Annotated in this window: 11 protein-coding genes and 1 pseudogene; 8 read left to right on the top strand and 4 right to left on the bottom strand. The window is 65.7% G+C overall.

Features of this window, described 5'->3' with window-relative positions:
* From ABZX30_RS35415 to ABZX30_RS35405, 3 genes and pseudogenes are all read right to left on the bottom strand, one after another.
* Nucleotides 1-84: pseudogene (locus ABZX30_RS35415) on the bottom strand (DNA-binding response regulator); the annotation flags it as partial.
* Between the two features lie 129 nt (nucleotides 85-213).
* On the bottom strand, nucleotides 214-2,190 hold the full coding sequence (locus ABZX30_RS35410; protein WP_355941715.1) for an ABC transporter ATP-binding protein: 1,977 nt from the start codon (nucleotides 2,188-2,190) through the stop codon (nucleotides 214-216).
* A 111-nt stretch (nucleotides 2,191-2,301) separates the two neighbouring features.
* A complete protein-coding gene (locus tag ABZX30_RS35405) occupies nucleotides 2,302-3,105 on the bottom strand; it encodes an alpha/beta hydrolase (protein WP_355941712.1) in 804 nt (267 codons plus the stop codon).
* A gap of 358 nt (nucleotides 3,106-3,463) precedes the next feature.
* Between ABZX30_RS35405 and ABZX30_RS35400 the strand changes: the two genes are divergently transcribed.
* The 7 genes from ABZX30_RS35400 to dpgD all read left to right on the top strand — a co-directional run bounded on the left by ABZX30_RS35400 (nucleotide 3,464) and on the right by dpgD (nucleotide 12,778).
* Nucleotides 3,464-5,047 (top strand): MBL fold metallo-hydrolase, encoded by a 1,584-nt coding sequence (locus ABZX30_RS35400; RefSeq protein ID WP_355941710.1) that lies wholly within the window; start codon nucleotides 3,464-3,466, stop codon nucleotides 5,045-5,047.
* Nucleotides 5,048-5,180: 133 nt separating this feature from the next.
* Nucleotides 5,181-6,203 carry a 4-hydroxyphenylpyruvate dioxygenase gene (gene hppD, locus ABZX30_RS35395; RefSeq protein WP_355941707.1) on the top strand — a complete coding sequence of 341 codons (1,023 nt, stop codon included), beginning with the start codon at nucleotides 5,181-5,183 and terminating at the stop codon, nucleotides 6,201-6,203.
* Nucleotides 6,200-8,641 (top strand): aminotransferase class I/II-fold pyridoxal phosphate-dependent enzyme, encoded by a 2,442-nt coding sequence (locus tag ABZX30_RS35390; protein WP_355941704.1) that lies wholly within the window; start codon nucleotides 6,200-6,202, stop codon nucleotides 8,639-8,641. The genes hppD and ABZX30_RS35390 overlap by 4 nt, the downstream gene beginning before the upstream one ends.
* Before the next feature lie 111 nt (nucleotides 8,642-8,752).
* A complete protein-coding gene (gene dpgA, locus ABZX30_RS35385; RefSeq protein WP_355941701.1) occupies nucleotides 8,753-9,904 on the top strand; it encodes a 3,5-dihydroxyphenylacetyl-CoA synthase DpgA in 1,152 nt (383 codons plus the stop codon).
* Nucleotides 9,905-9,915: 11 nt separating this feature from the next.
* Nucleotides 9,916-10,626 carry an enoyl-CoA-hydratase DpgB gene (gene dpgB, locus ABZX30_RS35380; protein WP_355941698.1) on the top strand — a complete coding sequence of 237 codons (711 nt, stop codon included), beginning with the start codon at nucleotides 9,916-9,918 and terminating at the stop codon, nucleotides 10,624-10,626.
* Nucleotides 10,623-11,972 carry a (3,5-dihydroxyphenyl)acetyl-CoA 1,2-dioxygenase DpgC gene (dpgC, locus tag ABZX30_RS35375; protein ID WP_355941695.1) on the top strand — a complete coding sequence of 450 codons (1,350 nt, stop codon included), beginning with the start codon at nucleotides 10,623-10,625 and terminating at the stop codon, nucleotides 11,970-11,972. Before dpgB ends, dpgC begins: the two co-directional genes overlap by 4 nt.
* Entirely contained in the window at nucleotides 11,969-12,778 is an 810-nt protein-coding gene (gene dpgD / locus ABZX30_RS35370; RefSeq protein ID WP_355941692.1) for an enoyl-CoA-hydratase DpgD, read from the top strand. The genes dpgC and dpgD overlap by 4 nt, the downstream gene beginning before the upstream one ends.
* A gap of 169 nt (nucleotides 12,779-12,947) precedes the next feature.
* Here dpgD and ABZX30_RS35365 read toward each other — a convergent pair whose 3' ends face one another.
* Nucleotides 12,948-14,033, bottom strand: coding sequence for a prephenate dehydrogenase (locus tag ABZX30_RS35365; protein ID WP_355941689.1), 1,086 nt, complete (start codon nucleotides 14,031-14,033; stop codon nucleotides 12,948-12,950).
* Nucleotides 14,034-14,988: 955 nt separating this feature from the next.
* On the opposite strand from ABZX30_RS35365, the gene ABZX30_RS35360 reads away from it, so the two are divergent.
* Nucleotides 14,989-15,768, top strand: a 780-nt coding sequence (locus ABZX30_RS35360) for an ISAs1 family transposase (RefSeq protein WP_355941686.1), incomplete at its 3' end; no start/stop codon positions are given.

Genomic DNA, 15,768 nt, shown 5'->3' with positions numbered 1-15,768 from the left:
CTCACCGCTCGCCGACAGCACCAGCACGCGCAGCGCCGGATCCGCGGCCACCAGTTCCTTGCAGACCTGGACGCCCGGCTTGGCGCCGGATCTTGGACATTCATCCAAGATCCGGGGGCAAGCCCCCCACGAGCCGGCGCTTCGACCACCTGTCGTCAGCTCCGGCAAGGAGCGGTAAGCCCGGACCGACGGCGGGTCTTTGCCGACCCGAAGTTACGCCCGGTCAGACGACGGAGTGTCCACAGCGATCAATTGGGGTGCTGAACCGGAACTGCTGCTTGCCGAGTCCGGGGCCTGGTGGGCGAACTGGGTTTGGTAGAGATCGGAGTAGAGCCCGCCGGCGGCCAGGAGTTCGTCGTGGGTTCCGCTTTCGCGGATCCGGCCGGCTTCGACAACCAGGATTCGGTCCGCTTCACGGATGGTGGACAGCCGGTGCGCGATCACCAGTGAGGTGCGTCCGGCGAGCGCCGCCTTGAGCGCCCGCTGGATCGCGGCTTCCGACTCTGAGTCCAAATGAGCTGTGGCCTCATCGAGGACGACGACCGGCGGAGCCTTGAGCAGCAGCCGGGCCAGCGCGATCCGTTGCTTCTCGCCGCCGGAGAGACGGTAGCCACGGTCACCGACCACTGTGTCGAGTCCATCGGGAAGGGCATTGATGGTGTCCCAGATGAGAGCCGCCTTGCAGGCGTCGATCAGCTCTTCCTCGACGGCTTCCGGGCGGGCGTACGACAGATTGGCGCGCAGCGTGTCATGGAACAGATGCGCGTCCTGAGTGACCACACCGATGGTGTCCCGCAGAGACTGCAGCGTCAGATCGCGAACGTCATGATCGCCGATGCGCACGGTTCCCGAGTCAGGGTCGTACAGACGCGGCACCAGGTGTGTGATGGTGGTCTTACCGGCGCCGGAGGGGCCGACAAGGGCCGTGAGTTTTCCGGCAGGGGCATGGAAGCTGAGATCCTGGAGAATCCATGCGGCGTTGTCTCGCTCCGGGGTGCGCTTCGACGTCGACTCCAGCGAGGCGAGGGACACGTCCGCGGCGTTCGGATACCGGAAGCGGACTCCGTCGAACTTGATGTCGGGCGCGTTGGCGCCGGCCTCCCTCGGCTCGCTTCGCTGCCCGGTGTCGGTGCCGGTGATTCTCAGAGAGCCGGCATTGGGTCGTTCCACGATGAGAGGCTCGAGGTCGAGCACCTCAAAGACACGCTCGAAGCTGACCACAGCTATCAGCGCGGTGGTGTGCATGCTCGACAGCTGGTTGATGGGTCCGTACAGCCGCATCAGCAACGTCACCATGGCCACGAGCGTGCCCATTTGGAGCGTGCCGTCGATGGTGAGCATGCCTCCCAAGCCATAGACGAGGGCCGTGGTGACGGTGGTCAGGACAGAGACGATGATGAACAGCAGGCGTCCCCACACGACTCCCTTGGCCTCGACGTCGCGGAGTCGTCCTGCCTTGGCGGCGAACTGTTCCGACTCCTCCTGCGTGCGGCCGTAGAGTTTGACCAGCAGGGCTCCCGAGACGTTGAATCGCTCGTTCATCATCGAGCCCATCTCGGCGTTCAGTTCCATGGTCTGCCGGGCGATCTTCTTCATCTTCCGCCCGATCAGTCGCGCGGGAATCAGGAAGAACGGAATCATCACGAGTGCTGCGATGGTGATCTGCCAAGACAGGAAGAACATCGCGCCGAGCACGAGGATCAGTGTCAGGACCGTGGAGACCGACTGGGACAGCAGCGTCGTGACGGCCTGCCGGGCCCCCATGACGTCGGTGTTGAGCCGACTGACCAGTGCGCCGGTCTGTGTGCGAGTGAAGAACGCCAATGGCTGCTGTTGCACGTGCTCGAACACCTTGGTGCGCAGTTCGTAGACGAGTCCCTCGCCCACTTGCCCCGAGCACCAACTCTGCAGATAGACGGCCAAGGCGTCCACGAGAGCCAATCCCGTCAGACCCAAGCAGAGCGCGACGACGATTCCGCGGTCTCCCAGCAGGATGCCGTCGTCAATGATCATTTTGAGGATCAGCGGGCTGGCGGCAGTGACACTTGCAGAGACGACTGTGGCCGCCAGCAGCAAAGCGACCTGCCAGCGGACACGTCGGGCGTACGGCAGGATCCGTCGCACCGTGCGGCCCTTGATCCGGGCACCCTTGATCGAATCCTCGCCTCGCCGTATTCCCGCAGGGCCCATCGACGGCCCTCCTAGCATGGTCACGGAAGCATGCCTCGCTCTCTTGGTCCTTGCGTTGCGCGGTGAATTACGGCCGGCTGAGCTCACTCAGGCGCCAAGAATGCTGGTCCGTCAGTTCTTGTCGAGGAACTCGATGATGGTTGAGTTGACCGATTCCGGACGCTCTAGATATCCGAGGTGACCACAGTCGGGGATCTCCACGAGATCGCAGTTCGGGATGGCATGGGCAACTTCGGCGACCAGGTGTGGAGGGCACACAAGATCGTCGGTGAACGAAATGGCTCGGCAGGGCGAGGAGATATTGCTCAGCTCTGCGCGCCGGTCTCCGAGATTGTCAACGGCAGAGGACTGGCCGTTGGCGGTGTCGTCGTCCCCGGAGAGTTCGAAAATGTCCAGCCATGAAGAGACGGCTCTATCGTCGTTCAGCGTGGCCGGTGAGAGCATCTCAATCACCCTCTTGGCGGCCGCATATCTGGCCGGCAGCCGTACGCCGCTCTCCGCCAACGCCCGGTCGGCTGCCGCCTGCGCCCGCCGCATGGTGTCCGACCTGGCCCTCGTGGCGATCAGAACCATGGAGCGGACCAGGTCCGGCCGGCCGAGCGCCAGATCCTGCGCGATCATGGAACCCAACGACGTGGCCACGATGTGGCACGGACCGAGTTCCAGCTCCTCGATCAGGCCTGTGGTGTCAGCGACCATGTCGGTGAGGGAGTAGTCGCCCCCGGGGACATCCGAAGGCGGTATACCTCTGTTGTCAAAGGTGACTGTTTCATATCCCGCCCGGTTGAGCGCGGGTGTCTGGTGCATGGTCCAGACTCGGCCGCCGGCCGATGAACCCATGATCAAGAGGACGGGTACTCCTCTCCCCGAACGCTCGTAGGAGAGCCTGATGCCATTGCTATGAACAAAAGGCATGATGAACCAAGCCGTTCTCTATTCTGATGCCGGGCAAGATGATCTCCTCGTCGTGGGCAAGTCCCCGAGCGGGTGATGCTCCCGGTGCATGCCGACCAAGTGCAGCGCCTCACGATGTCACCGTACGACTGCACTGATCAATACCGTTCCGTCGCGATGCCCATCGTCGTTCAACTGATGTGTCAACCGCAGTTGAACAGGTGTCGGCCACGTTCAACTCTCCAGGCGGCTGTGGAGAGTTGTTCAGCGGGAGGCCTTCGAGGCACTCTGCTGAAGGGGAACAGCCCATTGAAGTCCTGAACTTCAAGCCCCTGCTGTCTCTCCGTCCTTTCGTGTTTTCTTCTGGAGAGGGCCCCAGATGGCTGAGAAATCGCTTTTTCTCCGTTCGAAGGTTATCGTCGAGCCGCTGGTGGACAGATTCTTCGCGTGGCCGTACACGATTGCGCCGGTGCAGGCGGCGATGAATCTGGCATTCCTTCAAGTGCCGCTTCTCGAGTCGTATCTGCAGTCTCCGCAGGTACATGTTGCCGCGAGCAACAACCCGGAACTGCGCGGCGGATACTTCATCAATATCGCCGAGGAGCGCGCTGACGAGGTTCGTGACCTGCTCGCTTCGATCAAACGGGATCGGGCGGACATGCTGAGGTTCGCCGAGGCGATCGCGGCCGGTCAGGAACTGCTGCGGGCGAATGCGACCGGATACGATCTGACGCCGCTCTACCCGAAGCTCCCGCCGGAGCTCGGCGGCCTGGTGGAGCTGGCCTACGACACGGACAACCAGGCGCAGATGCGCTTCATGGAACCGGTCATCTACACCAGCGATGTCTATCAGGAGTCGCGGCAGTCCGTGCAGCTGTCGTTCGAAACGGGGATCGAGCGCCCGTTCATCCTCAGCACACCGAGGCTCCCCTCGCCCGACGTACTCGAGCTGGAGATCCCGTTCCGGCACCCGGGCCTGGAAGAGCTGTTCAAGACCCGTGTGCGTCCCACCACCCTGAACCACCTACGCGATGCGCTCGAGCTCGACGAGACCCAGGCGGGCCGCGTGGCGGGGATGCTGAGCGAGGAGCCCGGCCTCGCAGAGGACAGGCACATCGACGCCGGCGGTCGCATCCGCTACTTCGGGCACGCCTGTCTCGTGCTGCAGACCCCTCAGGCCGCCATCGTGAGCGACCCGTTCATCAGCGCAGACAGCTCCGCGGGCGATCGCTACACCCTCGACGACCTGCCGGACTTCATCGACCTGGTCGTCATCACACACGCACACCAGGACCACATCGTCCTGGAGACACTGCTCCAGCTGCGTGGCAGGATCGGAGCGATCGTCGTGCCGCGTTCCTCACGGGGCAACCTTGCCGACCCGTCGATGGCGCTGATGCTCAAGAACCAGGGCTTCCCGGTGATCGAGGTGGACGACTTCGACGAGGTCGAGTTCCCGGGCGGCAAGATCACCGCAACGCCGTTCCTTGGTGAGCACTGTGACCTGGACATCCGCGGCAAGTCCACCTACTGGGCCGAGCTCGCCGGCAAGAAGGTGTTCATCGGGGCCGACTCGTCCGGCATCGATCCGCTGCTCTACCGCTACATGAAGCAGCACCTGGGCACCGCCGACATGGCCTTCCTCGGGATGGAGTGCGACGGTGCCCCGCTGACCTGGCTGTACCAGGGTCTCCTTACCGTCCCGGTCACCAAGAAGATGAGCAACTCGCGAAAGCTCTCGGGTTCGAACGCTGAACAGGCCGCAGCGATCATGACCGAGCTGGGAGCCAACGAGGCGTACATCTACGCCATGGGCGAGGAGCCGTGGCTCGGCCACGTCATGGCAACCACGTACAACGAGGACACCTACCAGCTCAAGCAGGTCGAGGAATTCCTGACCTGGTGCAAGGACCGTGGGATCAAGGCCGGCCACCTCTACGGCCAGCAGGAATGGCGCTGGTAGCAGATCCGGCGAGATCGCTGTTCGCAGGCCGGACACCGGGGCGCCGAATCCCGGCGCGCGGGTGTCCCGTCTGAGGACGGATCCCTGAACAGTACTGATCACCTCTTGGCCCGGGCTTCGGGGAGGAACCGCGATGACTGCCCGCGATATAGCACATGTCGAGATATACACGCGTGACAAAGTGGCCACGGTCGACTACTTCGTCTCCGCCATGGGGTTCACGCAGATCGCGGACTCCGTGGAGGTCGACAGGAGTTCCACTCTGCTCCGGCAAGGAGAAGTCCAACTGGTAGTCACCTCGGGCCGGGGAATCTGGAAGTTCCTGGAGAAACACGGCGAGGGCATCGCCGATATCGCGCTGACCTGTGACGACGTGACGGCCACACGTGAGGCGGCTCTGGCAGCCGGCGCCGACCCGGTCGGCCACCGATATGGCAACCCGACTGTGTCGGGTTTCGGGGATGTCACCCATTCCCTTCTTCAGGCAGCCGAGCGCTCGGCGGTCGGACTGCCCCCCGGGCGCCGATGGGAGATCACGCCCCAGGAACGCCGCCCCGCGGCTGGTCCGATTCGACTGCTGGACCACATAGCGGTCTGCCTCGAAGGGGGCAGCCTCGAGAAAGTCGCCGATCTCTATCGGGATGCCTTCGGGTTCTCTCGCTTTTCCTCCGAGTACGTCGCCGTCGGGGGACAAGCCATGGACTCGATCGTCGTCCGCAGTGCCTCCGAGCACATCACCTTCACGCTGGTCGCGCCGGATCCCGCCAAGGAGGCCGGTCAGCTCGACGCCTTCCTCAAGCGGAACGCCGGACCGGGCGTACAGCACCTCGCCTTCCTGGTGGAGGACATCATCCCCGCGGTTCGAGAATTCCGGGACCAGGGTGTGGAGTTCCTGAGTACTCCCGACACGTACTACGACATGTTGGCGGACCGGCTCACCGGGCTGGCGCCGGAGATCGCGGAACTGCGGGACGCACAGGTGCTGGCCGACAGTGATGAGTGGGGTCACCTCCTGCAGCTGTTCACCCGCTCGCCCTACGAGCGCAACACGCTCTTCTTCGAGCTCATCCAGCGCCAAGGCTCCCGGGGATTCGGCAGCGCCAACATCAGGGCTCTGTACGAAGCGGTCGAGCGTGACCGGCTGACCGCGCGGTGAAGGGCCTGAAGTCGGATGCGGCCAGGGCGGGTCTGCTCACCCTGGCCGACTATGCCGGTAAGGCGCGCGAAGGCATGGACCCTCATGTCTGGGATTTCATCGAGGGCGGCGCCGGACAGGAACGGACGCTCGCGGCCAATTCGGAGGCTTTCGATCGCGTACGGCTGAGTCCGCGCGTACTCGCCGGAGTGGGCCGCCCTGACACCAGGACCGAGATCTTCGGACAGACTTGGTCGGCGCCTGTGGCCATCGCGCCCATGGCATACCACACCCTGGCCCACTCGGTCGGTGAAGTGGCGACGGCCAGGGCCGCGGGGTCCGCCGGTGTCCCCTTTGTGGTGAGCACCTTCGCGGGGCGAACCTTCGAGGACATCGCTGCGTCTGCGTCGGCGCCGCTCTGGCTGCAGGTGTACTGCTTTCGCGACCGTGCCACGACCCGGCAGCTCATCGAGCGCGCTGAAGGAGCGGGCTTCGAGGCTCTGGTATTCACTGCAGACGCCCCGTACCTGGGCAGACGGTTGCGCGACCTGCGCAACGACTTCAGGCTGCCGAACGGCATCGCGCCGGCCAACCTGGCCGGCACCGGCTTCGCCTCGCCGGGCGACCACGCGCTGGCCGAGTTCGACGCGGGCCTCGACTGGTCGGTGATCGAATGGCTGCGCTCCGTCAGCTCACTGCCGATAGTGGTCAAGGGCATTCTCAGCGCATCCGACGCTCGGGCGGCTTGTACGGCGGGAGCCCGGGCCATCGTGGTCTCGAACCACGGCGGTCGTCAGCTGGACGGCGCCCCCGCGACTCTCGAAGTACTGCCTGAGGTGGTAGCCGCTGTGCCGGGGACGTGCCCTGTGTTCCTCGACGGCGGGATCCGTCGCGGTGCGGACGTGCTGGCAGCCCTGGCGTTGGGTGCCGACGCGGTGTTCGTGGGGCGCCCTGTGCTGCACGGTCTGGCGGTGAGCCAGGAGGAGGGCGTCGAGAGCGTCCTCGGCATCATCGTCGATGAACTGACAGAGGCGATGACCCTCACCGGAACCCGCTCGATCGAGGGCATCGGGCCAGGGCTGGTGCGATCAGAGGCAGGGACGCCATCCGCGGTGGAGGCCATCAAGCAGCCGTCTCCCGACAAGTCGGAGCTGCGCAAAAAGGAGTTGCACGGCAGCCTCCGTGACCCGGTCCTCGACACGATGAACTTCCTCAACGAGATCACCCACCGCTACCCCGACGCGGTGTCCTTCGCGCCCGGCCGGCCGTACGACGGCTTCTTCGAGACCGAGCAGATATTCACGTACCTCCGCCGTTACCTCGAACACCTGGAAGCCGGCGGGGCCTCGCCGGGCCAGGTCCGCTCCGCCCTCTTTCAGTACGGCCCGACCAGCGGTCAGATCCGCGAGGTGATCGCCGACTGGCTGCGCAAGGACGAGCACATCGACGTCGCTCCGGAGTCCGTCGTGGTCACCGTCGGCTGTCAGGAGGCGATGCTCCTCGCAGTCCGAGCGCTCATTTCAGAGCCGGAGGACGTGCTACTGGTCTCCAGCCCCTGCTACGTGGGCATCACGGGCGCCGCCCGGCTGCTGGACGCCGAGCTGACGGCCGTGGCAGAAAGCCGCGAGGGGTTCCGTTGCGCCGACCTTGAGAGGGCCATCCACGCAGAGCGGGCGCGCGGACGTAGCCCCCGTGCCTTCTATGTGATCCCCGACCACGCGAACCCCTCCGGCACCAGCATCCCTCTCGGTGTTCGCAAGGAACTTCTCGAATTGGCCTCTCGCGAGGGAATCCTGTTGCTGGAAGACAGTCCCTACCGTTTGGTCAGCCCGGGGCAACAGCTGCCGACTCTGAAGTCCCTCGACCACGACCGACGGGTCATACACCTGGGATCGTTCTCCAAGACGCTCTTCCCCGGCGCCCGCGTCGGTTTCGTCGTCGCGGACCAGAAGGTCGTCGACGACAAGGGCGGCACCGGGCTCCTCGCGGACGAGCTCACCAAGATCAAGAGCATGGTGACGGTGAACACCTCTCCGGTGGCCCAGGCCGTCGTGGCCGGCATGCTCCTCGCCGCCGACGGACGTGCATCGGAGCTCAACTCCAAGACCGCCGCGTACTACGGCGAAGCGATGAGGGTCACGCTCGAGCAGCTGGAGAAGGCGTTCCCGCCGGACGAGCGGGAGGCGCTCGGCATCCACTGGAACGCGCCGAGCGGAGGCTTCTTTCTCGCCCTCACCGTTCCATTCCGTGCGGACAACATCGCGCTGGGGCGTTCGGCTGAGGAGTTCGGCGTCATATGGACCCCCATGTCCTACTTCTATCCCCAGGGCGGCGGAGAGTTCGGTATCCGGCTGTCCGTCAGTTACTCGACGCATGCAGAGATCGCGGACGGAATCGGGCGGCTGGCGCAATTTGTCAGGGCCGAGGCGCACACCTCCGCACCGCAGCCCGCCCCCTGAGCTCCACCTGCTCCTCTCTTCTAACGGCTGACTCACCGGAAGGGTGATCGACGTGTTGGCAGCAGTACGCCTCATCCGCAGCAAGACACGTATGTGGGGGTGGACATTCCGATGACAACCAGCACAGGGCTTTTGGATGCCGACCTGGTGGAAACCCCGGCATCCGAGGAGAAGGACACCGCGGGCGCCGCCCGGATCGTGGGTGTCGGCACGGCGACCACGGAGCATTCCTACACGCAGCGGGAGCTGCTCGACATCTTCAAGATCACGGATCCCAGAGTCCGGTCCGTCTTCCTCAACAGCGCGATCGAACGCCGCTTCCTCACGGTGCCGCCGCGGGACGCAGAAGGTACCTGCCTCCCGGAGACCCAAGGAGAACTGCTCGCCAAGCACCGGCGACTCGCCCTCGAGATGGGGGCGAAGGCCGTGCACGCGTGTCTGGACAACTCCGGAATCGAGCTGTCGGACATCGACTACCTGTGCTGCGTCACCACCACTGGTTTCCTCACCCCGGGCCTGAGCGCCCGGCTCATCCGCCACATGGGGATCCTCCCCGACACCAGTCGCGTGGACATCGTGGGCATGGGCTGCAACGCAGGTCTGAACGCACTCAACGCCACCGCCGCATGGGCAGTGGCCAACCCCGGCAAGGTCGCCGTCATTCTGTGCGCGGAAGCCTGCTCGGCCGCCTACGTCATCGACTCGACCATGCGTACCGCCGTCGTGAACAGCTTGTTCGGAGACGGCGCGGCCGCGATCGCTCTGATCTCCGACGGCCCTGACACTGCGTACGCCCCATCCGGCGTGGCGTCGTTCCCCGGCAGCCCGCGCGTCCTGCGATTCGCCAGCCAGCTCATCCCCGACGCGATCGACGCGATGCGCTACGACTGGGACGACCAGCAGGGGAAGTTCAGCTTCTACCTCGACCCCGAGGTCCCGTACGTGGTCGGGGCCAATGCGGAGCAGGTCATCGACCGCCTCTTGACCGGCGCGGGACTCCGGCGCAGTGACATTCGCCAATGGCTCGTGCACTCCGGCGGCAAGAAGGTCATCGACGCGGTACGGGTCAATCTCGGCCTTACGCGCCATCACGTGCGGCATACGACCGGCGTACTGCGCGACTTCGGCAATCTTTCGAGCGGCTCGTTCCTCTTCTCCTATGAGCGGCTCCTCAAAGAGGGAGTGGTGGAGGCCGGCGACTACGGCGTCCTGATGACGATGGGGCCCGGCTCGACCATCGAGACCGCATTGGTGCAATGGTGACGGAGAATCGCATGAAGAACGGGAAGAGCGGGGTTCAGGCCGTCACCGGCCGGCCGGGCACCGACGACCTGGTACTGACGATCGACGGGCGCCAGGCCCTGTCCCCCGAGTGGGTCGCCGCGGTCGGCGCGGTCTGCGACAGCGCCGAGGACCGCGCCGGGCGGAGCAAGGTCGTCCTCCAGGTGACAGGCGCTCCGCAGGGGTCGCGGTCGAGTGATCTGACCGTGTCCTTGGTCAGCAAGTGGGAACGCGTGCTGCGCCGTCTCGAGCGACTGCCGGCGGCCACCATCGCGGTCGCCGACGCGGACTGCGGAGGCCTTGCCCTGGACGCGCTGCTCGCCACCGACTATCGCATCGCCACCAGCTCGGTGCGCTTGGTGATCCCCGTCGCGGATGGGGCCACCTGGCCGGGAATGGCGCTCTACCGGCTCGCGCGACATGGCGCGAGTGCCGCGGCCGTTCGGCGGGCGGTGCTCTTCGGAACTCCTGTCGAGGCGGCCGAAGCGCTGGCCCTGCACCTCGTCGATGAGCTCGTGGACGAGCCGGCGGCCGCCCTGGCCATGGCGGGCGAGCGGGCCGGAGATGTCTCGGGGACCGAGCTCGCCATCCGGCGGCAGTTACTCAGTGATGCGCCCAGCACCAGCTTCGACGAGGCGCTCGGCGTCCATTTGGCAGCCTGCGATCGCGTACTGCGGCGGGCGACTGTTGGGGCGACCTCATGAGCGTGACCGACGCACGGGCCGGGCTGCGGGACGATCGGAGGGACGTGCACGCCGATCTGGCACAGGCGCGCGTCGTGCTCGCCGAAGCGGCGCAGCACACTGAAGACTTGCTGGCCGCCCTGCCTGAACCGGAGCGCCGCACGCTGGACCAGCGGGCTACTGCTGTGGCAGCGATCGAGGCCACCCGGACGATGCGTGCCGAGTTTCTGGACACCCACGTCGATGCCGTCTACGACGAACTCACCGAGGGGCGCACTCGCCACCTCCGCTTGGACGAACTGGTCGAGACGGCCGCAACGGCGTTTCCGGGGCTCGTGCCCACCAACGATCGGCTCGAGACCGAGCGCACCCGGCCACAGGCGAACAAGGAGGGGCATGAGATCGACCAAGGTGTCTTCCTCAGTCACGTCCTGCGCTCGCCGTCGGCAGGACCGCACCTGATCGACGCGATGTTGCGCCCCACACCCCGCGCGCTCGCTCTGCTTCCGGACTTCAGCAGGACGGGAAGGGCCGACCTGGGCTCCGTACGGATGGAACGCAGCCGCGGTGCCGCACACTTGACCATGTGCCGCGACGACTGCCTGAACGCGGAGGACGACCGGCAGATCGAAGACATCGAGACCGCGGTGGACCTCGCGCTTCTTGATCCCGACGTTGAGGTGTGTGTGCTGCGCGGTGGTGAGATGACCCACCCGCGTTACCGTGGCAAGCGCGTGTTCAGCGCCGGAATCAACCTAAAGTCCCTGTATGGCGGCAGCATCTCGCTGGTGGACTTCCTGCTGCGGCGGGAGCTCGGGTACATCCACAAGATTCTGCGAGGCGTCTCCGTCGGGAACGGCGCGGACCGGCGGACGGGGATGGTGGAGAAGCCCTGGATCGCGGCGGTGGACACCTTTGCCATCGGCGGCGGCGCGCAGCTCCTGCTGGTGTTCGATCATGTCATCGCCGCGTCGGATGCCTACCTCAGCCTTCCGGCGGCCAAGGAAGGAATCATCCCCGGGGCCGCCAACTTCCGGTTGGGCCGGGTCGCCGGCGGACGTGTCTCCAGGCAGGTGATCCTCGGGGGACGCCGGATCTGGGCGGGCGAGCCGGACGCCCGTCTGCTGGTCGACGAGGTCCACGAACACGATGACATGGACCTCGCGATCGAGCGGGGTATTGACCGGCTCCGCGGGCCTGCGGTGATCGCCAACCGAAGGATGCTGAACCTCGTTGAGGAGCCGGTGGACCAATTCCGCACCTACATGGCCGAGTTCGCCCTACAACAGGTGCTCCGCATGTACAGCGCCGATGTGCTCGACAAGGTCGGCCGCTTCTCCGCCGCAAAGGAGGCGACGGCGGAGTGAGCGGAACGGAGGACAAGCCGCGTGTCCGCTACGAGAAGAAGAACCACGTGGCTCGCATCACGCTCAATCGGCCTGCCGTGCTCAATGCGATGGACCTGCGAATGCACGAGGAACTCGCCGCGATCTGGGACGACGTCGAAGCGGACGACGAGGTGCGGGTTGCGGTGCTGACCGGGGCCGGAGAGCGCTCCTTCTCCGTCGGCCAGGATCTGCGCGAGCGCGCTCTGCTGGACCGCCAGGGGGTGCCACCGTCGACCTTCGGTAGCCGCGGACAGCCCGGATGGCCGCGGCTGACCGAACGGTTCAACCTTTCGAAGCCGGTGGTCGCCCGGGTTCACGGCTACGCGCTGGGAGGCGGGTTCGAACTCGCTCTAGCCTGTGATCTCGTTGTCGCGTCCGACCAAGCGGTCTTTGCCCTCCCGGAGGCACAGCTCGGGTTGGTGCCCGGGGCCGGCGGGGCGTTCAGGCTGGCCAGACAGCTTCCGTTGAAGACAGCCATGGGTTATCTCCTGACGGGCCGCCGTTTGACCGCGGACATGGCGCTGCAATTTGGCCTGGTCAACCAGGTAGTGCCTTACGAGCAGCTCGATGCCTGCGTCACCGAGTGGACCGACGCTCTGTTGCGCAGCGCCCCCTTGGCGTTGCGGGCCATCAAGGAGGCCGTGATGAGGTCGGTGGACATGCCGCTGGAGGAGGCCTTCACCACGGCGTTCGAGTGGGAGCAACGGCGTCGGCACAGCAAGGACGCCATCGAAGGCCCCCTGGCCTTTGCCGAGCAGCGCGAACCCTGCTGGCACGCCTGTTGAGGACGGGGTGCGGGGGAAAACGTCCTCGTCACTCCGACAACAAGATCTGCCTTTAGCCATGACTGAAGCAACGCAGGGCCACCCATGATGGGTGGCCCTGCTTGTTGAAAGCGACCGCCAACAGAAGCTCTCGGATCAGGGCGGCGAAGGCGGCTCAAGGCCTGCCCGTTCAGTGCGACACTGTCCAGCCACTCGCGCTCAGCAGTCGGCACAGCTCCGCGGCCGAGGACCGGTGCACGAGTAGTTCGACGAGGCCCTGGCCCTGGCCTGGCGAGTGCTCGATACGGATGTCTTCGATATTGACGCCGACCTCGCCGACTGCCGTGAACACCCGAGCCAGTGAGTTGGGCTCGTCGGATATCGCCACCGAGATCGCGGCAAGGTCGGCCAGCGAGGTGCCCGGTTTGTGTTCGATGCGCGCACGCCCCTGATTGCCCTGCAGGAGCAGCTCCTCCAGATCAGTTGTTGCGCGCTTTTGTACTGCAGGATCTGCGTCGGCCAGGTCGCGGAGGGCGGTGATGACTCGGTTGAGGTCGTCTGCATATGCATTGAGGACATCTGCCACCGCGTCGGCGTTGGCATGGAGGATCTCTCGCCAGAGCACCGGATCACCTGCCGCGATGCGGGTGACGTCCCGCAGTCCCTGTCCCGACACGCGGACGCTGGCGTCTGTCGCGTGTTCAAGCCGGGCTGCCATCAGGGACGAAATCAGATGGGGGGCATGCGATGTGAGGGCGACGGCGTGGTCATGGGCTGCCGGCTCCATGATGACCGGCGTGCCGGCGCACAGCGCGACCAGTTCGAGTGCGCGATTGAGGACTCCCTGGTCGGTGTGAGCCGAGGGAGTGAGCACCCATGGCCGCCTCTCGAAGAGGTCGGCCCGGCCTGCCAGAGGGCCGGAGCGCTCCGTGCCTGCTAGGGGGTGACCGCCGACATACGTGGAGGGGTCAGCGCTCACACCAAGCAACTCATGGTGCGGCCGGGCCTTCACGCTGGCGACATCGGTGTAGGCGCGGGCGAGCCCACTGTGCTGGGCACGCGCGAGTTCCGTGGCGATTCGCGTCGGGGGCACGGCGAGTATCGCAAGATCCACCTGCCCGTCCGGCGCGTGGAGCGAGCCGGCCCCCATGGCCTCGGCGGTCCTGGCCGCCGTGCTGTTCACGTCGTTCAGGTGCACGGACACACCGGTCCGTGTCAGAGCGAGTGCGACGGACGTACCGATGGCACCGGTCCCGATGACTGTGGCGCTCTTCATCGGACGCAGGAGCGGAAGGCGGGCGTGTGGTCGGCGGTGAGTGCAAGCCGGCACTGGCGCAGCTCTGACTGTTCCGAAGCTCGACGAGCGATCGGAAGAGCGTGTGCGGTTCGTTGGGTGACTGTTAAGTGTTCGGTGGAGCGAACGGACATGAGATTCCCCTTCGAAGGTTGGCTGGGGGACTAAGAGTTTGGGCAGTCTGAAGCCGGGCGTAGAACCTGTGGCGGGCTGGAAATCCGTGGCCAGAGGGCACGGTTCGGCTCGGGTCGTGTTGACAGCGCCGGCATCTTTGCTAACTCATCGGGCTCACCCCAGCCGCAACGGCTTAAGATTCATGATGGTCGGCAAAGAGGCGCATGGCGCAGCATACTGTGAGGTGTGGGCTATCCGAGAATGATACTGCTCGCCTATTCGTCGACCATCATGCTCTTGTCTCCGTTGCGGAATGGAGTACTGGGATGAGCGGTCGTATACGGTGATGGCGCCCGCCCCCGGCGTGAATTACCCCGTAATCGCCGGGGGTGTGGCGGAGTCAATGCAGCTGACTGAATCCCAACAGGGGTGATGCAGCTTTTCGCCCCGATTGATGTTGCGTGCGACGGTGATCCGGATGGCGATGTTCCGGCTCACTCCAGGTCGTCGCCCTTCCGGTTCCCGGGTTGACTGCCGTCGCCGCTCTCGTCGGATCAAATAGGTGATATGTGCAGATCGGAAGAATGTTCTGCCCTCTGGGGTGCGACGGCGTGGCTTTTTCGCGATTGCATAATTCCCGCCTGCTGCGAACTCGGATCTGGCGAGGTGTCGCGTGTGGCTGGTCGCAGAGCAGGGCTTCGGCGTAGTCGCATGACGCCCGGTTGGTGGTGGTCCGTCAGGTCAGTGACGGGGCCCGGAACGTGACAGGCACGGCTTCCAAGATCATGGAGCTCTCTACGCCCCGTGACCCGAGTGGAAGACCGTGCCTGCCGACGCATCATCGCTGATCCCACCTGCCCTTGACCAGCTGCGCGAGCACCCCGAGGTCGTATCCGGGGAGGTCCCGGGCCTTCTGAAGCGGTTGGCCGAGGTACCGGATCCGCGTGATCCACGCGGGGTGCGCCACCGCCTGGCCGTTGTCCTCGCGCTCACCGCGTGTGCGGTTCTGGCGGGGGCGACCTCGCTGCTGGCGGTCAGTGAGTGGATCGCCGACGCTCCGGCGCGTGTGCTGGAAGAGGTCGGCGCCCGCCCCGATCCGCTGCTGCCAAGGCGGGTCCTGCCCGCCGAGACAACGGTCCGCCGGCTGATGGCCCGCCTCGACGGCGGCGCGCTGGACCGAGCGGTCGGCGGTTGGCTCGCGGACCGCAGACCGAAGGCGACCGGGACCGCTGGACTGCGCGGCCTCGCAGTGGACGGCAAGAGCCTGCGCGGTGCGGCCAGAGCGAAGGGCCGCAAGATTCACCTGCTCGCTGCACTGGAGCACGCCACCGGTCTGGTAATGGCCCAGCTGGACGTCGGCGAGAAGACGAACGAGATCACCTGCTTCCAGCCGCTGCTGGACACCGTCGCCGACCTGGCAGGAACCGTCGTCACCAGCGACGCCATGCACACCCAGCGCGAGCACGCCGACTACCTCCTCGGGCGCGGCGCCCACTACATCGTGATCGTCAAGGGCAACCAGTGCGCCACGAGGCGCTTTGACACATCCCCGCCGAAGGCGGGACAGACTCGAAGGGAGGTCTGCTGGGTCCGATGGCTTACC

This window comes from Streptomyces sp. NPDC004542 (assembly GCF_040610035.1).
In the GTDB taxonomy this organism is placed as follows: Bacteria; Actinomycetota; Actinomycetes; order Streptomycetales; family Streptomycetaceae; genus Streptomyces.
This window is presented reverse-complemented; position numbering and strand designations above follow the sequence as displayed.